Origin of the sequence: Actinoallomurus sp. NPDC052274 (genome assembly GCF_040679475.1) — a bacterium.
Classification (GTDB): Bacteria; Actinomycetota; Actinomycetes; order Streptosporangiales; family Streptosporangiaceae; genus Actinoallomurus; species Actinoallomurus liliacearum.
The window spans coordinates 32,304-57,837 of sequence record NZ_JBFAUT010000051.1 but is presented as its reverse complement, the minus strand read 5'-3'; the positions used below and the strand labels follow the sequence as shown (position 1 = coordinate 57,837).

Annotated in this window: 18 protein-coding genes; 11 read left to right on the top strand and 7 right to left on the bottom strand. The window is 69.0% G+C overall.

From position 1 onward, the window contains the following. The first annotated feature begins 29 nt into the window (after positions 1-29). The 4 genes from AB0K82_RS33150 to AB0K82_RS33135 all read left to right on the top strand — a co-directional run bounded on the left by AB0K82_RS33150 (position 30) and on the right by AB0K82_RS33135 (position 10,564). On the top strand, positions 30-2,084 hold the full coding sequence (locus tag AB0K82_RS33150; protein ID WP_364404645.1) for an alpha-L-rhamnosidase C-terminal domain-containing protein: 2,055 nt from the start codon (positions 30-32) through the stop codon (positions 2,082-2,084). Between the two features lie 20 nt (positions 2,085-2,104). Further along, positions 2,105-4,645 (top strand): beta-L-arabinofuranosidase domain-containing protein, encoded by a 2,541-nt coding sequence (locus tag AB0K82_RS33145; RefSeq protein ID WP_364404643.1) that lies wholly within the window; start codon positions 2,105-2,107, stop codon positions 4,643-4,645. After that, positions 4,642-7,803 (top strand): family 78 glycoside hydrolase catalytic domain, encoded by a 3,162-nt coding sequence (locus tag AB0K82_RS33140; protein ID WP_364404642.1) that lies wholly within the window; start codon positions 4,642-4,644, stop codon positions 7,801-7,803. The genes AB0K82_RS33145 and AB0K82_RS33140 overlap by 4 nt, the downstream gene beginning before the upstream one ends. A 97-nt stretch (positions 7,804-7,900) precedes the next feature. Next, positions 7,901-10,564 carry a family 78 glycoside hydrolase catalytic domain gene (locus tag AB0K82_RS33135; RefSeq protein ID WP_364404640.1) on the top strand — a complete coding sequence of 888 codons (2,664 nt, stop codon included), beginning with the start codon at positions 7,901-7,903 and terminating at the stop codon, positions 10,562-10,564. 958 nt (positions 10,565-11,522) lie between these two features. Here the strand turns inward: AB0K82_RS33135 and AB0K82_RS33130 are convergent. After that, positions 11,523-12,068 (bottom strand): hypothetical protein, encoded by a 546-nt coding sequence (locus AB0K82_RS33130; protein WP_364404638.1) that lies wholly within the window; start codon positions 12,066-12,068, stop codon positions 11,523-11,525. Between the two features lie 288 nt (positions 12,069-12,356). Further along, positions 12,357-13,787, bottom strand: coding sequence for a DUF2075 domain-containing protein (locus AB0K82_RS33125; protein WP_364404636.1), 1,431 nt, complete (start codon positions 13,785-13,787; stop codon positions 12,357-12,359). A 700-nt stretch (positions 13,788-14,487) separates the two neighbouring features. Between AB0K82_RS33125 and AB0K82_RS33120 the strand changes: the two genes are divergently transcribed. Continuing rightward, positions 14,488-15,513, top strand: coding sequence for a hypothetical protein (locus tag AB0K82_RS33120; RefSeq protein WP_364404635.1), 1,026 nt, complete (start codon positions 14,488-14,490; stop codon positions 15,511-15,513). A gap of 18 nt (positions 15,514-15,531) precedes the next feature. Beyond that, complete coding sequence (locus AB0K82_RS33115) at positions 15,532-15,837, top strand: hypothetical protein (protein ID WP_364404633.1); 306 nt, start codon at positions 15,532-15,534, stop codon at positions 15,835-15,837. A gap of 567 nt (positions 15,838-16,404) precedes the next feature. Here the strand turns inward: AB0K82_RS33115 and AB0K82_RS33110 are convergent. Then, positions 16,405-16,971 (bottom strand): TetR/AcrR family transcriptional regulator, encoded by a 567-nt coding sequence (locus tag AB0K82_RS33110; protein WP_364404631.1) that lies wholly within the window; start codon positions 16,969-16,971, stop codon positions 16,405-16,407. A 102-nt stretch (positions 16,972-17,073) separates the two neighbouring features. On the opposite strand from AB0K82_RS33110, the gene AB0K82_RS33105 reads away from it, so the two are divergent. The 3 genes from AB0K82_RS33105 (at position 17,074) to AB0K82_RS33095 (ending at position 19,698) form a co-directional block, all read left to right on the top strand. After that, positions 17,074-17,997 carry an NmrA family NAD(P)-binding protein gene (locus AB0K82_RS33105; RefSeq protein ID WP_364404630.1) on the top strand — a complete coding sequence of 308 codons (924 nt, stop codon included), beginning with the start codon at positions 17,074-17,076 and terminating at the stop codon, positions 17,995-17,997. A gap of 175 nt (positions 17,998-18,172) precedes the next feature. After that, positions 18,173-19,021 (top strand): GON domain-containing protein, encoded by an 849-nt coding sequence (locus tag AB0K82_RS33100; RefSeq protein ID WP_364404628.1) that lies wholly within the window; start codon positions 18,173-18,175, stop codon positions 19,019-19,021. A gap of 194 nt (positions 19,022-19,215) precedes the next feature. Next, positions 19,216-19,698 carry an NUDIX domain-containing protein gene (locus tag AB0K82_RS33095; protein WP_364404626.1) on the top strand — a complete coding sequence of 161 codons (483 nt, stop codon included), beginning with the start codon at positions 19,216-19,218 and terminating at the stop codon, positions 19,696-19,698. Positions 19,699-19,728: 30 nt separating this feature from the next. Here the strand turns inward: AB0K82_RS33095 and AB0K82_RS33090 are convergent, their stop codons facing one another. Together AB0K82_RS33090 and AB0K82_RS33085 are read right to left on the bottom strand one after the other, a co-directional pair. Then, complete coding sequence (locus AB0K82_RS33090) at positions 19,729-20,391, bottom strand: class I SAM-dependent methyltransferase (RefSeq protein ID WP_364404624.1); 663 nt, start codon at positions 20,389-20,391, stop codon at positions 19,729-19,731. A gap of 13 nt (positions 20,392-20,404) precedes the next feature. Beyond that, complete coding sequence (locus AB0K82_RS33085; protein WP_364404623.1) at positions 20,405-22,348, bottom strand: hypothetical protein; 1,944 nt, start codon at positions 22,346-22,348, stop codon at positions 20,405-20,407. A gap of 164 nt (positions 22,349-22,512) precedes the next feature. Between AB0K82_RS33085 and AB0K82_RS33080 the strand changes: the two genes are divergently transcribed. Continuing rightward, complete coding sequence (locus tag AB0K82_RS33080) at positions 22,513-22,689, top strand: hypothetical protein (RefSeq protein WP_364404621.1); 177 nt, start codon at positions 22,513-22,515, stop codon at positions 22,687-22,689. A gap of 7 nt (positions 22,690-22,696) precedes the next feature. Here the strand turns inward: AB0K82_RS33080 and AB0K82_RS33075 are convergent, their stop codons facing one another. Beyond that, positions 22,697-23,230 carry a hypothetical protein gene (locus tag AB0K82_RS33075; RefSeq protein WP_364404619.1) on the bottom strand — a complete coding sequence of 178 codons (534 nt, stop codon included), beginning with the start codon at positions 23,228-23,230 and terminating at the stop codon, positions 22,697-22,699. Positions 23,231-23,393: 163 nt separating this feature from the next. Then, positions 23,394-24,296, bottom strand: a complete 903-nt coding sequence (locus AB0K82_RS33070) for a PfkB family carbohydrate kinase (protein WP_364404618.1) — start codon at positions 24,294-24,296, stop codon at positions 23,394-23,396. A gap of 193 nt (positions 24,297-24,489) precedes the next feature. On the opposite strand from AB0K82_RS33070, the gene AB0K82_RS33065 reads away from it, so the two are divergent. Beyond that, on the top strand, positions 24,490-25,458 hold the full coding sequence (locus AB0K82_RS33065) for a hypothetical protein (protein WP_364404616.1): 969 nt from the start codon (positions 24,490-24,492) through the stop codon (positions 25,456-25,458). Positions 25,459-25,534 lie beyond the last annotated feature (76 nt).

Sequence of the window (25,534 nt, the reverse complement as noted above, 5' to 3'; positions counted from 1 at the left end):
CTCCGCACCAGCACGAAATTCGAGGTCGCATGAGCCCCTGGAAGCGACGTCACCGTCTCGCTCTCACCGCCGCCGGACTGGCAGCCCTGGCCGCGCCGGCCCTGACCGTCCCGCCGGCCCTTGCCGGGACCACCGCCGCCAAGGCGGTCGCGGCCCACCCGTGGGACGCCTACAACCTCTCGCCCAAGACCCGGACCGTACGGCCCGCGGCGATCTACAACACCAACGGCACCGTGACGAACCCGTCCGCCGTCCTGAGCGGTAAGACGACCCGGATCACCGGCAACGGCTCCTACGTCACGCTGGACTTCGGCAAGGACGTCGGCGGACCGGTCACGCTGCACTTCGCCGGCTCCGACGGCGCGCAGCAGGTCGGCCTGGCGTTCAGCGAGTCCTCCGACTACGTCGGCACCGACTCCGACGCCTCCACCGGCGGGCCGCGCAAGACCGACGGCGTGCTGTACGCCGACGTGAACGGCCCGACCACCTACACCACGCCCGCCCAGTACCAGCGCGGCGGCTTCCGCTACCTGACGCTGTTCGTGTCCTCCGCGGGCGGCGTCGACCTCGACGACGTGTCCGTGCACTTCACGGCCGCGCCGGCGATGGAGAACCCCGCGGAGTACGCGAACTACTTCTACTCCAGCGACCCGCTGCTCAACCGCATCTGGTACGCGGGCGCCTACACCGTCCAGCTCAACACGATCGACCCGAAGACCGGCCGCACCTGGGAGCCGCCGGCCGCGCTGTGGGACAACACCGGCGACGTCGGCGTGGGCGACACCATCCTCGTCGACGGGGCCAAGCGCGACCGCACCGTCTGGCCGGGCGACCTCGGCATCGAGATCCCGACGGCGTACGCCGCCTTCAACGACACCGTCTCGGCGCGCAACGCGCTCACCACGATCTTCCAGCACCAGAAGACCACCGGTGAGCTGCCGTACTCCGGGCCGATGATGAACAAGTACGGCTCCGACACCTACCACCTGTGGACGCTGTCGGCGAGCTACGACTACTACCGCTACACCGGCGACTCGGCGTGGCTGGCGAGCGTCTGGGACGCCTACAGGCTCGGCGTCGACTACAGCCTCGCCAAGCTGGACGCGAACGGCCTGCTGTCCATCACCGGCACCGGCGACTCGGTGCGCATCCTCACCAAGGGCGAGAACTTCACCGCCAACGCCCTGCTGTGGCGGGTGCTCAACACCGGATCGGAGCTGGCCGCCGCGCGCGGCGACGCGGCGCTCGCCGCGTCGTACGCGAGCAAGGCGGCGGCGCTGCGTACCGCCATCAACAAGTACTTCTGGGACGACAGCGTCGGGGCGTACAAGTACTACCCGACCCAGACGATCTACCCGCAGGACGGCAACTCCATCGCGGTCTGGTACGGCCTCGCGGACGCGGACCAGGCCCGGCGGATCAGCGCGCAGCTCACCGGGAACTGGAACGACGTCGGCTCCACCGCGCCGGAGAACAAGGGCAACCCCGGCGTCTTCTCCGGCTCGCTCGAGGTCAACGCGCACTTCGCGGCGGGCGGCCAGGCCGCGGACCAGGCCGGCGTGGACCTGATCCGCCGCGAGTGGGGCTACATGCTGGACAACCCGCACGGCACCCAGAGCACCTTCTGGGAGTCCTACCGGGCGGGCGAGTCCTGCCTGTTCTGCAGCAACTACGTCAGCCTCGCGCACGGCTGGGCGACCGGCCCGACCCCGGCGCTCAGCTCCTACGTCCTCGGTGTCGCCCCCGACACGCCCGGCGGGCGTACGTTCCACTTCGTCCCGCACGTGGCCGACCTGACGTTCGCCCAGGGCCGGGTCACCACCGAGTACGGGCCCGTGGACGCCTCCTGGCGCATCGACGACGGCGCGTTCAGCGCGCACGTCGCCGCGCCGAAGGGCACGACCGGCCGCGTCGGCGTCCCGACCCTCGGCAAGAGGATCCAGGTCCGCGTCAACGGGAAGCTCGCCTGGAACGGCACCCGCGCCAAGGGCTACGGCGCGCACGTCGACGGCGACTTCATCTACCTCGAGGGCCTGACCGCCGGCAACTACACGATCGAGACCAAGGCGCTGGGGGGCAAGTGAGCACACCCGAAGGTACGGGCGTGCCTGAACGTACGGGCGCGAGCGCGCCCAAGGGAATGCGCGCGCCGTTCTCGCGGCGCGGGTTCCTCGGCGTCGCGGGCGGCGCGGTCGCGGCCGTCGGCCTGGCCGCGCCGGCCCGTACGGCGTCGGCCGCCGCCGTGGCGTCGGCGGCCCCGGCCGTCGCGCCGTTCCCGCTGAGCGGGGTCGCGCTGCTGGCGAGCCGGTTCCACGACAACATGGACCGGACCTGCGCGTACCTGAAGTTCGTCGACACGGACCGGCTGCTGCACATGTTCCGGGTCAACGTCGGGCTGCCGTCGACGGCCGAGCCGTGCGGCGGCTGGGAGGCGCCGGACGTCCAGCTACGGGGTCACTCCACCGGGCACCTGCTGTCCGCGCTCGCCCAGGCGCACGCGAACACCGGCGACGACGCGTACGCCGCCAAGGGCCGCCACCTCGTCGGCGAGCTGGCCAAGTGCCAGGCGGCGGCGCCGGGAGCGGGCTACACGACCGGATACCTGTCCGCCTTCGAGGAAAAGGTTTTCGACCAGCTCGAGGCCGGTGGCAAACCCTGGGCGCCGTACTACACCCTGCACAAGATCATGGCGGGGCTGCTCGACCAGTACCGGCTGAGCGGCAACGCGCAGGCCCTGGACGTGCTCAAGGCCATGGCCGCCTGGGCGGACGCCCGGACCTCCAAGCTCACGCACGACCAGATGCAGACCGTGCTGAGCGTGGAGTTCGGCGGCATGAACGACGTGCTGGCCGAGCTGTACCTGCTGACCCGCGACCCGGCGCACCTGCGCACCGCGCAGCGGTTCGACCACGACGCGGTGTTCGGCCCGCTCGCCGCCGGCCAGGACCAACTGGCCGGCCTGCACGCCAACACACAGATCCCCAAGATCGTCGGCGCGGTCCGCGAGTACGAGGCCACGGGCGACACCCGCTACCTCGACATCGCGACCTTCTTCTGGCGCACGGTCGTCCGGCACCACAGCTACGCGATCGGCGGCAACAGCAACGCGGAGCTGTTCTGCCCGCCGGACCAGATCGTCTCCCAGCTCGGCGAGAACACCTGCGAGAACTGCAACAGCTACAACATGCTCAAGCTGACGCGGCTGCTGTTCTTCCACGACCCGCGCCCGGAGTACATGGACTACTACGAGTGGACCCTGTACAACCAGATGCTCGGCGAGCAGGACCCCGACTCCGCGCACGGGTTCTGCACCTACTACACCGGCCTGTGGCCCGGCACGCAGCGGCAGGTGAAGGGCGGGCTGGGCGCCGACCCCGGCAGCTACAGCAGCGACTACACCAACTTCTCCTGCGACCACGGCACCGGGATGGAGACGCACACGAAGTTCGCCGACTCCATCTACTTCCGCACCGGCCGCACCCTGTACGTCAACCTGTTCATCCCCTCCGAGCTGTCCTGGGCCGAGCGCGGCGTGCGCATCCGCCAGGAGACCCGCTTCCCGGATGAGGACACCATCCGGCTGACCGTCAGCGGCGAGGGCCGGTTCACCATGAAGATCCGCATCCCGGGCTGGACGCGCCACGCCCGGGTCCGGATCAACCGCCGGGACGCGGGCGCGGCCCGCGCCGGGACGTACCTGACGATCGAGCGGCGCTGGCGCGACGGCGACACCGTCGAGGTCACGCTGCCGATGGGTCTGGACTGGCGCAAGGCCCCGGACAACCCGCAGGTCCAGGCGCTCAGCTACGGCCCGGTCGTGCTCGCCGGCGGCCCCGGCGGCACGCAGCCGGCGACGATCCCGGTGATCGACCCGAAGTCCGTACGGGCCGGCGGCGACGACCTGACGTTCACCGCGAAAGCGGGCGGTTCCGACGTGACCCTCATCCCGTTCTCCGAGATCCAGCACCAGCGCTACACCGTGTACTGGGCGGTGCCGCCCGGTCCGGCCAAGCCCCGCCTGACCGCGCGGTACCCCTTCGGCGAGGGGAGCGGCACGACGTCCAAGGACGCCACGAAGACCTGGCCGGACGCCACCCTCGTCGGCGGCGCGACGTGGACGGGCGACGGCGCGGTCGCCCTGGACGGCAAGGGCGGCCACGTCGTCCTGCCGCCCGGCCTGATCAGCGGCCTGGAGGCCCTGACCATCACAGCCTGGGTGAACCCGGAGGAACTGGCCAACTCCGCCCGCGTCTTCGACCTGGGCTTCCACAAGAACACCTACCTGTTCCTCACCGTGCGCACCGGCCTCGGCAAGGCCCGCTTCGCCATGAAGATCGCCGGGATGTCCGCCGAGGACTACGTCGACGCCGCCGGCCCGATCCCGGCCGGCACCTGGACCCACGTCGCCGTCACCATCGCCGACGGCAGCGCGGTCCTGTACTTCGACGGCGCGGAGACCGGCCGCAACGACGGGCTCGTGATGAGCCCGCTGCTGCTCGGCGCCACCCAGCTGAACTACCTCGGCCGTTCGCAGAACTCCAGCCACCCGTACCTGCACGGCCAGGTGGACGACTTCCGCGTCTACAACCACGCCCTCAGCGCCGCCGACGTCGCGGCGCTGCACGCCCAAGGAAGGACCTCGTGAGCAGCACCCCCCTGCGGCGGATCTCCGCGGTCGCCGCGATCGTTGCCGCGTGCGGCACGGCCACGGCCGTGCCCGCCCTCGCGGCCGCCAACCCCGCCGTCACCGGCCTGCGCGCCGGCGACCTGTCCGAACAGCTCGGCATCGAGGACACCACCCCGCCGCTGACCTGGAAGCTGAGCAACACCGGCCAGGACGTCACCCAGCAGGCGTACCAGATCCAGGCCGCGACCAGCCCGGACGGGTACAACCACCCCGACCTGTGGGACACCGGCCGGGTCGCCTCGGCGGACCAGCGTGTCGACTACGCGGGCAAGGCGCTCGGCAGCCGCACCCGCGTGTACTGGCGGGTCCGCGTGTGGATCACGCACGGCGGCGTGTCGTCGTGGAGCGACCCGGTGTGGTTCGAGACCGGCCTGACCTCGGCCAGGGACTGGTCCGGTCAGTGGATCACGCACCCGGACTGGCGGTTCAAGGAGAAGCAGCCCACCCCGATCGTGGTGAAGCTGCCCGAGACGACCGCCCGCTACGTCCGGCTGAACGTGACCAAGCTGGGCCTGCCGCTGGTGGAGAACCTGCCGGACAAGACCTGGCGGCTGCAGCTCGCCGAGCTCGAGGTCCGCGACTCGGCCGGGAACAACCTGGCCGCCGGCATGACGGTCACCAGCAACGACAACGGCAACCAGGTCAACCACAAGTACCTGCCGAAGTACCTGACCGACGGCACCGAGACGACGAACCAGGAGCTCGCGGGCTGGTCCAGCTCGGCGTACACCTCCGACGACGTCTCCGCCAAGCCGATCACGTTGACCGTCGACCTGAAGTCGGCCAGGACGTTCGACCAGGTGCTGCTGTTCCCGCGCACCGACGTCCCGGCGGCGGGGGGCAAGGTTCCGTTCGCGCCCGTCGACTACTCGGTCTCGACCGGCGACGACGCCAACGGGCCGTTCACGACGCAGCGGACCGTCACCGGCCAGGAGCCGCCGCAGTCGCCCGTCCCCGAGGCGATGCCGATCTTCGCCAAGGACTTCTCGCTGCCGTCCGGCATCCGCTCCGCCCGCCTGTACGTCGCCGGAGAGGGCGTCTACGAGGCCGCGCTGAACGGCCGCCAGGTCGGCGACGCCGTCCTCGAACCGGGCAACACCGACGTCACCGACCAGGTGCCGTACGCGACGTACGACGTCACGAAGCTGCTGCGCCAGGGCGGCAACGCCATCAGCATGAAGCTCGGCAACGGCACCGCCAACGTCATCTCCACCGTCGACCGGTACCGCAAGTTCGCTCTGACGCAGAGCGACCCGGAGCTGATCGCCCAGCTCGAGGTCACCCTCGCCGACGGCAGCGTGCGCCGCGTCGTCAGCGGCACCGACTGGCGGACCACGCTCGGCGGCACGACCTTCTCCAACTGGTACGGCGGCGAGGACTTCGACGCCCGCCGCGAGCCGACCGGCTGGGAGCGCCCCGGCGCCGAGCGGCAGGACTGGGACCAGGCGATCGCCGTGCCGAGCCCGGGCGGGGCGCGTGCTGACTCCGACCCCCCTGCGGGGGCCCACCCCCTCCTCACCGGTCGCCTCCAGGACCCGGTCCGCGTCCAGGAGACCCTCCAGGGCGTCAAGGTCGGGTCCGGCACCGGCTACCAGGTCTTCGACCTCGGCCGGAACATCGCCGGCTGGCCCGAGCTGACCATCAAGGCGCCCGCCGGGACGACCGTGCGGATGTACCCGTCCGAGAGCCTCACCAACGGCCGCGCGAACCAGTCGACCAGCAACGTCGGCGCCCCGATCTGGGACGAGTACACGACCAGGACCGACGGCACGGAGACCTGGCACCCGCACTTCTCCTACCACGCGCTCCGCTACGTCGAGCTGCGCGGCGTGCCCGACGGCGCGACCGTCTCCGTCCGCGGCCTGGCGCTGCACGCCGACAACGCCTCGGCGGGGTCGTTCTCCTCGTCCAACGACGTGATCAACGGGATCCACACGCTGATCCGGCGGGCGATCGAGAACAACATGCAGAGCATCCTCACCGACTGCCCGAGCCGGGAGAAGCTCGGCTGGCTGGAGCAGGACCAGCTCGTCTTCGGCTCCCTCGCCGCGAACTACGACCTGTCCGCGCAGCTCCGCAAGGTCGTACGGGACATGGCCGAGGCCCAGACCGACACCGGCCTGATCCCGTCCACGGTGCCGGACTACACGGTGCTCGCCGGCGCGTACCGCGACGACCCGAACTGGGGCGGCGCGTTCGTCGTCGTGCCGTGGGACCTGTACCAGACCTACGGCGACGCCGACACGATGGCCACGTACTACTCGGCGATGCGGAAGTACGCCTCCTACCTGGAGGCCCGCGCGGTGGGCGGGCTCACCGACTACAGCCTCGGCGACTGGTACACCCCGGACAGGACGTTCCCGAAGTTCGTCTCCGGGACGTACGGCTACTGGCGGGTCCTGGACACCATGTCCAAGATCGCCGGTGCGCTCGGCAGGACCGATGACGCGGCGGCCTACCGGGCCAAGGCGGACGCCAGCGCCAAGGCCCTGGCCGACAAGTACTATGACGCGAACACCGGGACGTTCGCGGGCGGCGGCCAGGGCGCCGAGGCGCTCGCCCTCGACATGGGCGCCGTCCCGGCCGACCAGCGGCAGCGGCTGCTCGACCACCTGGTCGGGAGCATCACCGCGGCCGGGTACCACCTGCAGCTCGGTGAGATCTCGCTGCCCAGCGTGTTCCGCGTGCTGCCGGACGACGTGATCTACAAGGTCGCGACGCAGACGACCAGCCCGAGCCTCGGCTACCAGGTCGTGCACGGCAACACCACGCTCGGCGAGAGCTGGGACGGCGGCAGCGGCCAGTCGCAGGACCACTTCATGCTCGGCTCGATCGACTCGTGGTTCACGAGCCACCTCGCCGGCATCCGGCAGGAGCCCGGCTCGACCGGCTACCGCAAGCTGCTCATCGCCCCGTCCGTCGTGGGCGACCTGACCCACGCCGAGGGCCGCTACCAGACCCCGTACGGCGACGCCCGGTCGGAGTGGACGAAGGGCGACGACGGCATCCGGCTGACGGTGACCGTCCCACCGGGCAGCACCGCCGAGGTGCACGTCCCCGGCTCCGGTGAGGTCCGCCGGGTCGGTTCCGGCGTCTGGGTCTTCCACTCGAAGTGACCCGAGCGCCGCTCCCCGCCCGGACGCGGGCGGGGAGCGGCGCACCACCAGGACCACAGCGGCCGGCCGGCCGTGTGTTCACAAGGAGGAAGTCACGATGAGAAGGCGTTTCCTGGTGGCCCTGACGGCCGCCGGAGCGGCGGCCGCCGCGGTGGCCGCGCTGATGCCCGCACCGGCCTGGGCCGGCGCGAACCACGCACCCCAGGCCCCGACGGGCCTGACCGTCGGCGACCAGACCCGGCCGCTGAACGTCGAGGGCAGCCCCGCCTTCGGCTGGCTGCCCCGCGACGTCGACCCCGGCGAGGTCCAGACCGCGTACGAGATCAAGGTCGCCCAGGGCGGCCGGACCGTATGGGACAGCGGCAAGGTCGCCTCCTCCCAGGAGTCGTACGTCGCCGGGCCGAGCACCCTGCCGCACGGGACGAGCTTCACCTGGACCGTCCGCACCTGGGACCGCGCCGGCGCGGCCTCGCCCTGGGCGAAGCCCGCCGCGTTCGACACCGGCCTCGCGGACGCCGACTGGCAGGCGAGCTGGATCCGCCGTACGACGGCGGACAAGGACGACTACACCTACGCCCGCAAGGAGTTCGCGGTCGGCCGCAGCCCGATCGTCCGCGCCCGTGCCTACGTCGCCGCGAGCCAGCAGTACGACCTGCACGTCGGCGGCAGGCTCGTCGACCGCGGCGCGGCGTTCTCCTACCCGGGCGAGGGCTACTACAAGGCGGTCGACATCACCCGCCTGCTCAAGCCGGGCAAGACCGCCGCCGTCGGCGCGCTCTACCACTGGTACGGCCCCGGCCAGGGCCGCCCGTCCGGCGAGCCCGGCCTGCTGATGCGCGTCGTCGTCGACCACGCCGACGGCACGCGGCAGGTCATCGTCACCGACGGCTCCTGGAAGGTCGCCCGCGCCAACTGGAAGACGACGAAGTACCGCAACGGCGACGGCCGCGACTACATCGAGGACATCGACGGCACCATCGAGCCGCTCGGCTGGGACAAGGCCGGCTTCGACGACTCTTCGTGGGCCGCGCCGCAGGTCGTCGGCGCCCACCCGGCCGGCGTCTTCACCCACCTCCAGGGCCAGGAGTCCGCGCTCGCCCACGAGACGGTCCACCCGGTGAAGGCGACCAGGCTGGCCTCCGGCGCGGTCGTCGCCGACTTCGGCAAGATCATCCCGGCCGTGCCGGTCGTCCGCCTCCGCAATGGGTCCAAGGGCACGGCGGTGACGATGACCGCCGGCTACCTCCTGGCGAGCGACGGCACGGTCTCGGGCTCCAAGCACGACAACCAGAGCACCGACCTGACCTACGGCTACACCGAGCGGGACGGCGACCAGACGGTCCGCTACTACACGTACGAGGGCTTCCGCTACCTGCAGATCAACGCCGACGTGCCCGCCGACGACATCAGCGCGGTCGTCCAGCACACCGCCGTGCCGTCCCGGACGCGGTTGAAGACCTCCAACAGCGCCGTGGACGCGGTGTACGACCTGATGCAGCGGTCGGCGCTGTACGACTCGCAGGAACAGTTCCTCGACACCCCGACCCGGGAGAAGGGACAGTTCCTCGGCGACTCGGTCGACGTCTCCCTCGCCACCATGTCCGGCTGGGGCGAGCGCCGCCTCACCCGCCAGGCGATCCGCGAGTTCATCGCCTCGCAGACCCGCTACTGGCCGGACGGCCGGCTGAACGCCGTCTACCCGAACGGCGACGGCAAGCGCGACATCCCGGACTACACCGAGATGTTCCCCGGCTGGGTGTGGGAGTACTACCTGCAGTCCGGCGACACCGCCACGCTCAACCAGTCCTATCCGGTCATGACGGCGGTGGCGGACTACGTCCGCCGCTACATCGACCCGTCGACGGGCCTGGTCACCCAGCTGGCGGGTGGCTCCGGCGCGTACCTGAACGGCATCATCGACTGGCCGAACCGGTACGGCTACGACACCGCGGCCGTGGCCCGGACGACGGTGAACGAGCTCGCGGTCGACGTCCTGAACGCCACCGCCCGCGCGGCGAAGGCGCTCGGCAGGGACCCGTCGGCGTACGAGCGCGACGCCGCCACGCTGACCACCGCGATCAACGGCAGGCTGCGCCGCGCGGACGGCGTCTACATCGACGGCCTGGAGTCCGACGGCTCGCAGAGCACGCACGCCTCCCAGATCGCCAACGCCTACGCGGTCGCGTTCGGCCTCACGTCCGACGCCAAGGTCGGCGACTACGTGGCGAGCCTCGGCCTGCAGATGAGCCCGATGACCGTCCACTGGCTGATGGCCGCCCTGGCCGACCGCCCGGACGACCTCGTCACCCGCCTCACCGACGCGAACGGCATCGGCTACGGCAGGATCCTGGCGTCCGGCGGCACGTTCACGTGGGAGTCGTGGGAGGCCCCGGAGACCGGCGACAGCCTGTCGCACGGCTGGGGCGCCTCCCCGGTGATCGACGTCCAGCAGGACCTGCTCGGCGTCGCGGTCACCGCGCCCGGCGCGGCGGCCATCCGGGTACGCCCGCCGGCCTCCGGCCTGACCTCGGCCTCCGGCACGGTCCCGACCCAGCGCGGCGACGTCCAGGTGTCCTGGCGCCGGTCCGGCGGCAAGCTCACCGTGTCCGTCGACGTCCCGGTCAACGTGACCGCGGAGATCGACCTGCCCACCACCGGCAAGGTCAAGGTCAAGGGCGCGGCCGACCACGTCGGCCAGACCACCGGCCGCACGGTCTACAAGACCGGCTCCGGCAGAGTCACCTTCACCGCGGGGAGCTGAGCCCGGCGCGGGACCGCTCGCCTCCCCGTGCGGGAGGCGAGCGGTCCCGAGAGTTCCACCACGTGGCGGCGTCGTTGGGATCCACTGGCGATCACTGTCCTTAGGCCGCAGCAACCACCAGTGATCTGCGCTCCTTCGCATCTGCCCTACCAGTGAGACCCCCGTTCGGTATCGTTCCCGGGAAGTCGATTCCATGGGGAAGCTCATGTGCACGTTCTCGACGACCTCACCGGATTCTCCGACCGGGCGCGGGATCTCCTGACACGCACCGGACGGCGTGAGCCGAGTCCCGCAGCCCAGATGCCGACCGACTTCCGGCAGGTGCGCGACCGGTCCGGACGGATGATCCCGGCACCGATGGACCTGGTGATCCAGCGGGAGGGGTTCCGTGCCAGATACGGCGGACTCCGCTATGACGTTCGCAGGTCCGTCAGGATCGAGGGCCGGCGCTACGGCGCTGTCGAACAGTGGGACTTCGACCTGAACGACGGCCTCTGGGCTGACCGGCGAGGCTGGTACTTCGACTGGATCGGTGTCCGCGTATCGACTCCGGTGCGATTCCTCGTCCATACCGACGGGCGAGTCGGCGTGAGCGACGGGGGACCCTTCATCGAGATCGCCCCGTCGGTCCCTCATTTGATCGAGAGCCATGCCCTCACGGACATGATGTCGTCCTGGGATCCCTGGCCGGGGAACCTCGAACCCTGGGCTCCTTCCGCTGCCGGAGTCGCGGCGGCGAGCCGGATCGAGGGTCTCACCGTCGTGGCCGAGGCGTCCGGGCGCCACAACACGTGGATGCTCTCCGACGACGTCGCAGTGAACCGTCTTCGAGGCTGGACCAGCGAGAGACCTTGCCCTCATCTCGTCCGGATATGGACTCGCGGGACGGAAGGACGCAGACGGATGGAGGCCGTGACTCAGGAGACACGCGGGTGTCCGCCCGGACACTGACGGGCGGTCAGACCGCGTTGCTCCCGCAGACGGGACAGGTCGCGGCGCCGTTGAGCGTCACCCAGCCGAACACCGACGGCTCGAACGGGACCGACCCCAGTTCCTTGCGCACGGCCGCCCGATATCCCCACGCGGTGTCGAGGTAGGGGTGGTAGACATCGTGGAAATCTCGCGAGGACCAGGAGGCGCCTTCGGCGACGGCTCGTCGTAGGTCGCGGAGCCGCTCGTACAGGGCCTGACCGGCGGCGGCCACGTTCTCGCTGGCGTCGATGAAGAGGCGTTCCCTGATCTCGTGGATCCCGGCCTCGACCAGTGCCTCCCGGGTGGCCGCGTCCAGGTCCGGCCGTCCGCCGGGCTCCTGCGCGATCCGTCGCAGGCGGGTGTGGCAAGCGCCGGCCGCGACGATGAACTCGACGTAGAGGTCACGCGCTCGGGTCCGGCCGCTACGGCGGCTCTCGCGGCGGTCGCGCAAATGGTCGTTCAGCAGGGTGCCGGCGAGGGCGATGACCGCACCGCTGCCCGTCGCGACCAACGTGGTCCACTCGATCGCCATCGCATCTCCCGCGTTCCGGTGACCGCCGCAGATCCTACGCAACGTCGACCGGAACGCGCAGCGGCCGGGAGCACTGCCGGGTCCATCACTTCGGCGAACGGCCGGTCGGCGACGCCGGCTTCGGTTACGTCAACGGTCCGCCGGGCCGCCGACGTACGGAATGCTCGGCAACCATGCTTCAAGAAGTGGATGTAAGCCTACGAACCGACCACTCAGACAGAGCTTTTCCGAGCGAACGGTACGGCCTCGCGCCCCTGCCCCGAGAATCAAGCGGACAATTACGACGATTCATGTGCGCCGATGATGCGATCGTCCTTGCTCGCTTCCTGCGAGCAACTCGGCGAGGAACTCTTGGGTCTGCGGGTCCACCGAGTAGATGATCGTGCCGACCAGGCCGCGCGTCAGGAGCACCTTGTAGATGTTGCGGATGTGCCGCTCACACTGCGCGTCGGTGACGGCGCGTCGTTTGAGGTCGGGGTCGGCGTTCGCCTCTCGTACGGTGACGAGCCGACCGTCGCGAGCGACGATGTCGGGACCGAGGATGACGCCTGACCAGTCGTATTCGAAGCCCTGCGCGGTGTACACACAGCCGACCTGCTCGAAGCCCCCGTCGAACGTCGCCCACAGCGCACTGGGCGGTGCCATGCCGACGGCCCGTTCGCCCTTGACGTTCCACGGTCTGGACCAGTCACCGATACGGACGTCGTTCACCAGGCCGCCGGGTTCGGGATCGCTCCACGGCCAGCAGTATCCGGCGGAGATTCGGGCGGAGTAACCGTCCTTGAGCTTGTCCCGCAGGAAGTTCTCCATCTCCCACGGCGAGCCGGCGAGCCGCACGTCGAAGTGGTCGTCGCCGGACCATTCTTCAGGGCCGCCGGCCTGCAGGTCGAGCAGGCGGAGCACCCACTCCTCGTACCTGCGGCTGCCGCCGCAGCGGAACTGACCGTCGAGTGGGACGTGCTCCACCTGGATGCCCATCGCGGCCGCATGGGATTTGATCGCTTCGACGGTGCCGATCTCGTTCGGCTTCACCACTTGATGCTCATCGAGCAGGAACACCGGCACGCGTGCGGCGGCGATCAGCTCATCAACCTGCGGTCGGCCCGTACGTTGCGTCGCCTTCGTGAAGCGGTTCGCGGACGTTTCGCGGATACGGTGCGCCTCGTCGCAGATGAGCACGTCGAGGCTGTTCCGCTCCGCGTCCATGAAGCTGTTGAAGTACTTGAACAGGTTCTTCACTCGCGACGAGCCCTTGCCGACGTGCCGGCGCATCGTCTGAGTGAACGACCGGGATCCGGTCGCGTGCAGGACCGAATAGCCCTGGCGGGACAGGTCGCCCAGCAGGGACAGAGCGATGACGCTCTTGCCGCTGCCCGGCCCGCCGGTGACGATGACGACCTCTTTGGTGTCCGACCGGCGGGCCTTGCGCACCGCGTGCTGCACCATCTCGTACGCCAGCCGCTGCTCGTCGAGCAGGGTGAACTGCTCCCGGTTCTTGATCTCCTCGGCCGCCAGCTTGAGCAGTTGCTTCGACGGACGTATCGCGCCGTCGAGGAACCTGTCCGCGGCGCCGGCTCCGCTGTCCGGAGCGAACTGCGCGCGCAGGTACTCGAGGAAGGCGCCGCGTCGGGTCTTGGTGAAGAGTCGGGTGCGCTCGGTGGTGGCCAGCGTGAAGAGGTCCTGCACGTCGAGGTCGGCCGCGTTGTGAAGATAGGCCACGCCCCGTACGGCCTCAGAATGCTCGCTCAGGGGGGCCCGCCGAGGGTCTGGTCGGTTCACCGATGGAACGGCAGCTTGCGGAGATCCTCGCCCAGCCGCCGGATGCGCGCGCTGGCCGCAGGCTACGAGAGTCCAACGCGGCGTCGCAAGCGGCTTGGGCGCGTGGCCGCACGGCCGTCGACTTCTGAACTCGCTGACCCAGCGGTGATCGGCCACCGCATGCAACGTACGAGCATCGGGTACCACCCGGCGGTTGCGGATCGAACGAGGAGGCCTGCCCGCCGGCCCACGTCGTGATCGACGAATGACATGCCCTTGAGCCACGCCGTAATACGGTCGCACGCAGTCTTTCAGCGCCCGTTGACCGTTTGGATGCGATATGACGCAATAAGCTACCCGCCCCGATAGGAAACATGAGTGGCCATCGGTGGCCGGGCTCTTGCAGGAACCTCCCTGTCGAAGCTTGAATGATGAGACCGACCCGCGGAGGGGCCATGGGCATTGACCGCATTGGTGGTGCTCCTGATACCACCGTCCAGGCGAACAGGAATCAGCTCATCGGGTGTCGGCCGACCAGCCGCGATCCTGGTGCGGCATCCGGCGGATCGGACCAGATTCGCGAACGGACCTCGATGGCGCTGACCAGGCCATCGCACGTGATTCCCTCGCTTATCTGAAGCAGGTGGACGGGAGGCCGGCTGTGACCGCTGATCGCCTGAGTGAAACGCCCGATGAAGCTCTGGAAGTGGTGGCGGGCCAACGGGATCAGCGTGGGACTGCGCCGCCCGACCGGCCGGGTGATGAGGATTCCCCGACCCGGGCGCAGAGCAGGGCCGGGGCCGCCGCTGCTAACGCGGAGGCCGGGACCCGCGAGGCAGATGCTGTGACTCCTGATGGCCAAGGTAACTCCGACGGACCAGGAGAAAGCCGCGCCGATCCGGTCGATCCGTCGTCGGTGATCTGGCTGGACATGCCATTAGCGGACGATCGGCAGACACCGCGGGAGCTACTCCGAAAATTCGATCCCGCAGACGCTGGTCTGTCTGCTGTTTCCGTGGCCGAGGCGCAGACCTACCTATCCCAGAACGCGGACGCCCGGCCGTGGCTTGAATCAGCGAAAGACGCTGATCCCGTGGTACAGCGGGTCTTAGTGGCCATGGACCAAGGGCGCGGGCATGCGCTTCAGCGTCACGAAGGCTTCGCCAACGATGAAAGACTCCAGCGAAGAGTCTCGGCATTGGAGGATCCGGCGCAACTCGACGCCGAGAAGCGGGCTGCCGGCATCGACGGCTGTAAACCAGGGAACGCGGATCATCGATGCGGCAACAACGCCACCGCCATCCAGGACCCCGTCGTCTTCGCGACTGCCTTCGTGAAAGGTACCGAACACCCGGATGTACGCAAAGCACTAGATAAACCGTTCGAGTCAGGCGTATGTCCTGAAAAGGTCTCCATTCCGATCGCGGATGTGCTGGGCCGAGATGGGCATCGGCACTGCGTCGGCTACCAAATTGAACCGGTTGAGGGCAGTCTGGACGCAGCGCGGGCGAATCGCGCGGATTGGGTCCATTCGGTGCGTGCTGGAGGCAATCCGAGCGTCCCTGAGCCGAAATCTGTGCCCGTTAACAGTTTCGAAGGCGGCCTGGTGGAATACTTCTTCCGACCCAATCGAGCAAGAGATGGATATGAGATAGCGACTATGTACGTAGAACCACCGAGGCCATGACGTAAAGGAGGGTTGGTCGTGAGTGAGACCTTCTGGCGGAAGCACCCGGATTCGCCCTTCGCGACGCTCGTGCGGATCGCTGCCACATACTGCCACCCTGAGGCAGATGAGGATGTGTACGATGATCTGAAACTACGGGCGCGCTCCGATACGACTGAGGAGATGAACGCTTTCAAGCAGCAGCTGCGCGTAGCCATTCTTCATCCTCAGGATGTCCCGCAGAGTGAACTGAGCCATGAGGTCCAGTACGACGACGGGAGTCCCGAGAAGTTCCTCCGGAGGCTCTGGCGAGACCTATACCCCGGCGAGCCGGTGCCGGCATAGCCTCTTCACGTCGCACCGAACTCGGCTAGGCTGCAGCGGTGCTGAGCCGTTCCTGGGACCTGCTCGACCACCGATAGGTTAGTGCCTTTTGGGGCGACGCGAATACGGATCGTCAAACCATTCACAAGCGGCTTCGGTCAGCGTCGAAATCAAGCTTCTGGGTCGCGGCGGTGTGGCCTCGTTGAAGGCTCTATCCACCTCTGCGGTGAAGAAGTCCTCCGTCTCGTCTACGTCGGTGATCGCACCGCGTGCGGTGCGAGCCTTCCTCCAGAACCGGTGCATGTCACGGCTGAGCATCAGATGGCGTAGTGCGCCGCGCAACTCGGATCGCGTCCTCTTCAAGGTCGGTACGACGCGGAGGGAACGGCTTATGGTGCTCGTCGCATCGACGATTTGGCGGTGAGTCGCGGAGGCCGGCAGGTAACTCGCCGACCTTCATGCCGTTGCCGGGCCACTGCTCGACTACTTCGCGCGGAAGATCGCCGCGCTTCGTCCGCCGACCATCCGCTGAGGTGGACTTTGACCGTGTAGGCCCTCTTGCGCCGCTGCCGGGTCGTGTGTCGTCGGTCAGTGCTGCGGGTTCAGTCCTGCCACGGTCAGCCGGAAGAGCCGGTTCGCCGCGGCGGCGGGATCCGGGCGGTGCTCCGTCGCGAGGACGATGCCGACGATCAGTGTGATCAGATCGGCGACGGTGACGTCTGTCGTCACCGCCCCGTCCTCCACGGCGCGGCGCAGTAGAGGTTCCCCTGCCTGTTCCACCATCGCCGAGCAACTGTTCTCGTGCACCGAGTCGGGCATGGCCCCCTCGTAGGCCAGCGCCGCCGCCAGCCCCCGGGCGGAGACGGAGTAGGCGATGACGTCGCCCAGCCACTCCAGCAGCGCGCTCCGACTGTCGCTCTCGCCGGTCAGGTCCTGGGCGCGGGCGCACAAGGCTCGCATCTGCTTCTGGGACACCGCCTCCAACAGCGCACGGCGGGTGGGGAAGTGCCGGCGTACGGTCGCCGAGCCGACCCCCGCGACGCGGGCGATCTGTTCGAGGGAGGCACCGGCGCCGTGGGCGGCGACCTCGTCCTCGGCCACGGCGAGGATCCGCGCGTAGTTGCGCCGGGCGTCCGCGCGCTGGCGCTCGGGCATGGCGTCATCTCCAAAGTTGTTAAGTGGCGGGGTCCGCCGTATCGTATCGCGGAGAAAACGGTGGGCCCCGCCGTTTAATGTCAGAGTGCATCGAGGAGCAGCATGTCCACAGATTCCGCGCCCGTCCTGGTCACCGGTGCCACCGGCAGGCAGGGTGGGGCCACCGCCCGTGCCCTGCTTGCGGCGGGCGTTCCCGTACGCGCCCTGGTGCGCGACCCGGCCACCGACCGGGCCAAGGCGGTCGAGGCGCTCGGCGCCGAGCTGGTCACCGGTGATCTCCGCGACCGCGACTCCGTGATCCGGGCCGCCGAGGGCGTCCGCGCCGTCTTCTCCGTGCAGATGCCCGAGATGACCGCGGAAGGCGTTGACTTCGCCGGAGAGGTCACCCAGGGCGTCAACCTCATCGAGGGCGCGAAGGCCGCCGGAGTGCCACAGTTCGTGCACACGTCCGTCAGCGGCGCCGGTCTGCACACCGAAGCTCCCGGCTGGGCCGAAGGCCGCTGGGCTTCGATGGAACCCACTCTGGGCGCCAAGAGCGCGATTCAGGACCGGGTGCGCGCGGCCGGCTTCGCACACTGGACGCTCCTCAAGCCGGGCTTCTTCATGGAGAACTTCCTGCCGTCCATGAGGTTCCTGTTTCCGCGTGGCATCGAGGGTGGTCTGGTGAGCGTCGTGAAACCCGAGACCCGGCTGTCCCTCGCCGCGGTGGACGACGTCGGCAGGGCGGCCGCCGCGGCCATCGCCGAGCCGGAGCGGTTCGACGGTGTCGAGCTGGAGTTGGCGAGCGACTACCTGTCGATGGCGGAGATCGCCGAGATCCTGTCCCGCGCCGTGGGCGTGCGGCTGTCCGCGCCGGACATGACCGAGGAGGAGGCCTTCGCCGCCGGAATGCCGGGGATGGGCGCCTCGCACGAGTGGCTGAACGTGGTCGGGCAGCCGGCCCGCCCGGAGTACGCGAGGGACCTCGGCATCCCGCTCACCGGCTTCGAGGAATGGGCACGGGACCACATGCGAGCCGCGGTCTGACCTGGTTGCCGCTGTTGAGCGGCTTTATCTGGCATGACCGGCAGGGGATTTAATTTCTGGACTTTTGCCCCGACACTCCGAAACTAGCGTGTTCTACGCAGCCATCGGCCGACGTTAATTCGGCTGTTAACCTCCTGATCGCAGTCGGCATCGCATCGCGAACAGGGGAGATTAAATGGCTGGATCGTCAATTCGGATATCGGCCCTTCTGGCGGCGCTGTGCGCCACCCTCCCGGCAGCCGCCGGGACGGCTCACGCCGCTCCCGTCCAGCTGTTCGGCAGTTGCCAGGATGTTCACCGGGCGATTCCGATCGCGGGGGACGGGACCTACCTGCTGTACGACAACGGCAACCTCTTCACGGTCTACTGCTCCCACATGGCCACGACGCCCAGCGAGTACATCGATCTCGCCAGGACCGGGCCGGACCTCAACTTCTCGCAGTACACCGCCGGCGGCGCTTCACCCGGCACGAGCGTCCGGACGAAGTTCACGAAACTGCGCGTCGACCCCAAGACGTTGACCGTGGACATCGGGGACCTGGCCTTCGCGGCGTCCACCGGCTCGCTGCGGCACGGTTCGGCGACCGTGACCAGCATGCCGTACGGAGTCGCGATGGCATGCACCTCGCGGCCCGACGGAGTGGGGAACATCGACCTGCAGGACACGCCGTTCCGGGTCGACAACGCGTTCGCCGCCGGCGGGTTCAACGCCTCCGGAACGGCGACCCCGAACCCGAACGGCCAGGTCGTCGACCTGCGCGGCGGCGGCTACTGCGGCTGGGAGATGCCGGCTCCGTCGCTGTACAACCCCTTCAACGCGAGCCCGGGCACGTACCACCTCAAGGTGGCCTGCGCGCAGAACGGCGTGCTTCCCGCTCGCCGCCAGATCTGCCTTCACCTGGGCGGCACGACGGGGCTCACCACGCAGGTCCGACGGCAAGGCGGTAAATCCGTTCTCATCGTCCGGCGCGGCGGCCACCCGATCGCGGTGTCGGACACCGACGGTCGGATCCGCGCGGTCTGACGCGCGTTCGTGACAGACGGCGGCCCGGGCCGATGCCCGGCCGCCGTCTGGTCGATTCTGAATCGGATCCGGTCGGCCGGCGCGCCGTGGCGTCGGGGTGTCCGACGAATATCCGGTGAATCCCTTCGAGGCGCACGCCTCCGACCTAGGATGGCGATCATTAGCGGCATGGGCTGAGCGGCGATGGGCTGGGCATGGTGTTGCGTGATGTGATCAATGAAGATGACGAGATAATCGGTCAAGCCGATAATTGCGAGATCGAGGAGAAAGGTCTCCTTAGCCGGGTTGCCTTCGTCGTCATCATCAACTCCAAGGACGAGTTGCTGCTGCAACAGCGTTCCGCCGGCAAGAAGGCCTATCCGCTCTACTGGTCGGGCGCGGCGGCCGGCCACGTCAACAGCGGGGAGACCTACGAGGAGGCGGCGAGCCGGGAGCTCGGCGAGGAGCTGGGCATCCAGGCGCCCCTGCGCTACCTCGGTAAATACCTCTCGATGGAGGATCGGGAGATGGTCGCGACCTTCCTCGCGTACCACGATGGACCGTACGAGATCGAGCGGCGCGAGATAGAGAGGATCGATTTCTTCACGATCGACCGCCTGCGTCGTGAGATGCCGCGGATGAAGGTCACGAGTTTCCTGGAGAAGGCTCTGGTGATGCTGGAGCGGCGATCGGTCTGAGAGGCCGGACGGGACCGCCCGGGTCTCGGCTCATCGGTCAGTGGATGGCGCGATGGCGAGCATCTTTATATGACTGTGTACGTGCTCGCCCATATCGTCGTGACTGGCCTCGAGCCGATTGCGTTCGAAGTAGTGCAACGGCCTTCGCCAATCCCGATAGAGCCGTGTTATGACGCCGTCCTCGCCGTCGGGATACGTCGGTACGATCCGGTGGCTCCGCGGAACGGGCGTGAACGTGCTCCAGCACGAGATCGCGTTGGCGCCGCCCGGGTGAGTCATCTCCTGCATGCTCCGGATCACCTCCTCCTTGTCCGGGAGGTAGTGCAGCAGGCCGTTGCAGACGATGAGGTCATAGCGCGCGGGCGCGGTGTACGACCGAGCGTCGGCGTGGTGCACGGTCACCTCGACGCCCGCGTCACGGGCGAAGCGCTCGATCTTCTCGGCGCCGGCGCCGCTGATCTCGACCGCGTCGACCCGCCAGCCGAGCAGGGCGAGCCTGATCGCGTCCGCGCCCTCGCCGCTGCCGAGATCGAGAGCCCTGCCCGGCGGCCGGCTCCGCGCGTACCGCAGGACGGATCGGGTGATGACCGAGGCGTGGTGATCCTCCGGATCCGTCGAGTGCCGCTGGGGGACCGTCCACCAGTACCGCTCGTTCCGGCCGTAGGCGGCTTGAAAGAACTGCGCGACGTCCAACCCGGCTCTCTCCTCACACCTCGATGGGTAGCGCTGTGATCATCTGCTCGTCACCGTACGAGGCCGCCAGCCTGCCGATCGCCCGGCTTCTGACCGGGTCGGCGTGCAGGGAGGCCAGGATCTCCGCGGCGGAGGCCACGCCGACCTGCGCGTACACCGGGAGGATGTCGGTGAAGAAGTTGCGGTACTGCAGGCCCGCCAGGCCCTCGATGGAGAGCTCACGGCCGGCGGCGTAGCGGCTGAAGCGCGAGCGGCCGGCGAGTTCGGTGAGCTCCTCGACGAGCCGGGGGTCGAGCTCGTCCTGCCGGCTCTGCTCGGACACGCGTCGCGCCAGGTCGTCGTGGCCGTGGACGGTGAGGTTCAGGCCCGCGATGGCGAGGGCCATTCTGCGCTGCCCGCGCGTGAGCCCGTCCTCCGTCAGCGCCAGGATCGTGTTGTTGACGACCTGATGCTCGCGGACCTGGAGCACCTCTTCCACGGACCAGGGGTACATGTGCGTGCTCGGGGCGAAGCGCGTCTCGGCCGGGATCTCGACCTCGAAGACGTAGAAGAAGAGGTTCTCCTTGTCCGGATAGTAGAAACCGGGCGTGCTCGTGAGCCGTGGCTCCCTCGGCAGCTCGGTCACGCGGAGCTCGTCCCGCAGTTCGCGGAGGACCGCGGCCTTGGCGGTCGCCGGTCCGATCAGGAAATTCGGGGCCATGCTGTTCGCCGAGTCCTGCGTCACGTGGTCGCGTTGATTGACGTACCCGCTGAGATGCGACGCCTTGCCGAGCTCCCGGGTGGAGTTCTTCGGGGTATTGATCTCCAGAAGCGGTTCTGTGGTGCCGCCCCTTCGCCGCCAGGTGATTATCACGACCGCCGGGAGCCAGTCGTGGACGTTCTGCTGCGGGATCATCACCCCGCGCCGGAACCGCGCGCCCGAGCAGGCGAATCCCGCTTCGGTCGGAGAGCCGACGAGCACCACCTCGTGCTCTTCCCTGCTGTTCTCCACCACCTCCTGGAACACCGACTCGAAGTAGTGGTCCGGTCGATCCTCGAACTCGAAGCGCAGCATTTCCGGCCCGGCTCGATGCGAGCGCGTTCCGGTCAGGTGAACGAGGTTGTGACCGTCGGCCATCCGGAGCACCGCGCCCGGGAACTGGACGAGCCCCGCGTACGAGTGGACGCTCCACCGGCCGGGCGTGCCGAGGCGCAGCAGTAATGACGTGACGGTGCGCCTGGCGAGGCCCGCCCGTTGCCGTCGTTCGCGGGCCGCCTCCGCGGCGTCGGGGAACCGGACGGTCAGATCGTCCCGTACGAGGCCGAGGAGGTCGTCGTTCAGGAAGACGACCCGGAGCTCCTCCCAGAAGGCGGCCGGGCCGAACCTGCGCCTCTTGCGGACCAGCGCGCGTTCCAGGTGATCCGCCAGATCCTCGTGGGTCGGATCCACGATCGTGGCGCTGGTGGCCTCGGCCAGGCGTTCGACGAAGACGGCGTCGCCGACGACCGTGCGCATCACGATGTGCCCGGTGTCGGACGTGTCGCCGACGGCCGATGCCTTCGGTTCCCCGTCGAAAGGCGTCGGTGACCGCTCGATGGAGGCGATCATCTCCTCGGCCACCTGTTCGAGGATCGTGATCTCGTAGGACTTCCTGAAGTGGTCCGTCGTCACGCCGCAGATCTCGGCGGCTTTTCGCCGTCGTTGCTGTGCCGGCCAGGCCCGCGTGCCGGGGGCCAATCCGAAGGTGTATTCGGCGGCCTCGCCGAGGAATCCGCCGCCTATCCGGGACACCGCCGCTCTGAGGAGTTCTTCGATCGCGGGTCGCGTCGAGGCCGAGGAGTTCGGCCGGCACCGCCGTGTCGCCTCTTCCAGTGCCGGGACGTTGATCCGGCGGAGCCTCGTCAGCCCTTTCTCGCGGAGGAGTCTGAGATCGGCGACCAGCCGCGCGAAGTCTGGCGTCCCCGATTCCTCCGGCACATCCCGATTTTCGCCGGGCCATCACCAGGTTGCAACCAGGAGGCCCCCGGTTGGACATGGTGTGCTTGACCAAGGGAGGCGCCTCCCTTCCGACGTTTCGACCGGAAGGGAACCCGAGCTCGAATGACTGGACACCTCACCCGCGCCCTCATGGGCGGGGCACCGTGAACGCCCTCATCACGATCGCCACGAGCGTTGCCACGGGGGGCATCGTGGGAGCCTTCGTCACGGCGAACATCGTCGTAGCGGTCAGAAGCCACCTCATGACCCGCGCCCAGGATCGCGCCGCGTACTGGGAGGATCGGGCGCTCCGGGCGGAGGACCCGGAGTTCCGCGCGTGAGCTCTTCTCAGAACCGTTCGTGGTCCTCGAGTGCGATGGTGTCGAAGACCCGGCGCATGGTCTCGTCGAGTTGCCGGAACGCGGCGCCCTTCTCCTCCTTGCAGTGGTCGATGTAGTTCACCAGGGTCCAGGTCGCGTAGACCCAGGACATGGTCTCCACGTTGGAGACCGGCCCGAGGGCGTCCCGCCACTGGTTCGGGGACATGCGCAGGAACGCCGCGGTCATCCCGCCGGCGATCATCGGCAGGACGTCTTCGGGAATCTCGCGGATCTTGCCCAGTTTGCGGATGGCGGCGGGGACGAAGTCCAACGGGGGCTCGTCGAACATCGCCCCGAAGAGCATGAGGAGGGTCATGCAGCCGGTGCGGACGTCACGGACTGCCTGGTCGGTGGCGAATCTCCGCCGGAGGAGCCGGATGGCCTCCTCTTCGTCGGCGGGTTCGTCGAGCTCCGCGTTGAGCCCTTTGACGAGTTCGATGGCTGTGTCGATATCACCGAACTCGTCGAGGTAGTCGCGCTCTGCGGCATCGAAGTCGGTCACGAAGCGGACGTTAGCGGTGACCGAGCGCGACGCGCGGCGCTTTTCCCCGCGGCGCGGGCGGTCTTGCCGGTTCCGGCCTTCGGCTTGACGCGCTCGCCGAGCGTGAGTGCTGCGCGGTGCCGAAGGAGCCTGAGTGCTACGCGGTGCCGAAGGAGCGTGAGTGCTACGCGGTGCGCAGGGCCTCCGCGGAGATGAGCGCGGTGGAGCCCGGAGCCGTGCAGGCGTAGGCGCCCGCGACCGCGCCGAGGCGGGCGCATTCTTCCACGTCCCGTCCGGCGAGTCTGCCGTACAGGAAGCCGCAGACGAACGCGTCGCCCGCGCCGTTGGAGTCCACCACCGGTGCGGGCGGGACGGTCGCCGGGACGTGCCGCGGGGTGGAGCCGCCGTCGCGGGTGAGGACGTACGCGCCGTCCGCGCCGGCCGTGGCCACCACGGTCTCCGCGCGGCCCTCGCGGAGGATCTCCCGCATCACCGTGGTGAAGCCCTCGCCCGCGCCCGCGGCGCTGAAGAAGACGAGGTCGGAGCGGAGCGCGAACTCCCGGTGGTGGTCGGCCAGCCCGTCCCAGTCGTGCAGGTCCGTGGAGACCGGGACGCCCAGGTCCGCGATGTCGTCGTAGAGGAAACGCGCGAAGTTCATGATCGACAGGTGGACGTGGCGGGTCCGGCTCAGCCAGGGCAGGTAGTGGTCCCTGGGCATCCGCAGGTCCGCCGGGTCGCGGCCGTCGTAGAAGGACATCCGGCGGCCGGTCGCGTCCACCAGGTTCACGGCGCGGCGGGTGCCGGCGGGAGAGATCATCGGGGCGAACTCCACGTCCCCCTCGGCGAGCCGCGCGCGTACCTGGGCGCCGATCCAGTCGTCGCCGATGTAGTCGAGCAGCGCGACCGACAGGCCGAGCGCCCGGGCGCCCAGGGCGACGTTCCCGCCGGTGTGGCCGGGCCACTCCTCGATCGGCGGGACGGCGACCGAGTCGGCGAGCGGGACCGGCAGGGAGCCGACGCGCACGATCGTGTCCACCCCACTGCCGCCGACCACGACGATGTCGTACTCCGCCTGCTCGGGAACCATCCGCTCCGCCTCCTCGCCACCTGCCGGGTTCCAGTATGACGTGATCTTGAACCGGCGCCGGCCGTGATCAGGGGACGGTCCGTCGGACGGTCCACGAAGGCCCGTCCGCGCCCGGCGCGGACGCCCCGCTTCGGGGCGACCTGCGACGTTCAGTATGATTTTCGCGTTTTACTTCCTTTTTACGGAGCCTCGCGTGCGAAAAGGGATCGTCCTCGGGTCTGTCGCTCTCAGCGTGCTGGCCGCCGCGGGATGCGGCGGTGAGAGCAAGCCGGCCGAACAACGCCCGTCCGCGTCGACCAAGTCGCACGCGGCCCCCGCGCTGACCGAGGCGCAGGCACGAACGATCTTCACCAACTACGAACGGGTCAACAACGAGGCGAACGCCAAGGTCTCCGACGCGCTGCTGCGCGAGAACGAGACCGGGCCGATGCTCGAGGTCGACCTGGTCGGCAACAAGCGCATCCGGGCCAAGCAGGAAAAGAAGATCAAGGCCTTCCACTACCAGAACCCCCAGTTCTTCATCCCGCGTGACGTGAGCCCGGCCTGGTTCGCGGTCTTCGCGCCGGTGCGCGGCGGTAAGGACAAGGAGTTCCTCGTCATGGTCGACACCGGCGGGGGCAAGTACAAGGCCGCCGTCGGCTCCTGGCTGGCGAAGGGCCAGAAGCTGCCGTCGATCGCCCGCGGCGCGGACGGCTCGGCGACCGCGGTGACGACCGGACCGGCCCTCGACGTCGGCACCCGGCTCGCCACCTACCTGACCTACACCGCCGCCCGCCAGAAATCTCCGGAGAAGTTTGCCTCCGGCCCCCTCACCTCCACGCTCGGCAGGGACTGGGCCAAGTCCGTACTGCAGATCAACAGCGGCAACCGGTGGCAGGGCCGTACCGAGTGGAAGGCCCGGCCGCAGCCCGTCTACGCCTTGAAGACCACCGACGGTGGCGCGCTCGTGCTGAGCGCCGTGGTCCAGGGGCTCCGCTACACGGCGACGAAGCCGGACGTGTGGTACAAGCCCTCCGACGACTTCCTCGGTCTGGGGCCGAAGCGCTACTACAACCGCTTCACCGGCGAGTGGCTGTGGACGTACGGGACTTACGTTCCCTCCACCGGCCTGCCCTCCGTCGTGACCAGCGGGGCACACGCGATCAGCGCGACCGGAAGCTGACGCCCGGCCTCCGCCGGTCCCCGTCCACGCCCTGTCCGAGCGGGCGTGACAGCGGCTGCCCGGACGATCCGATCCT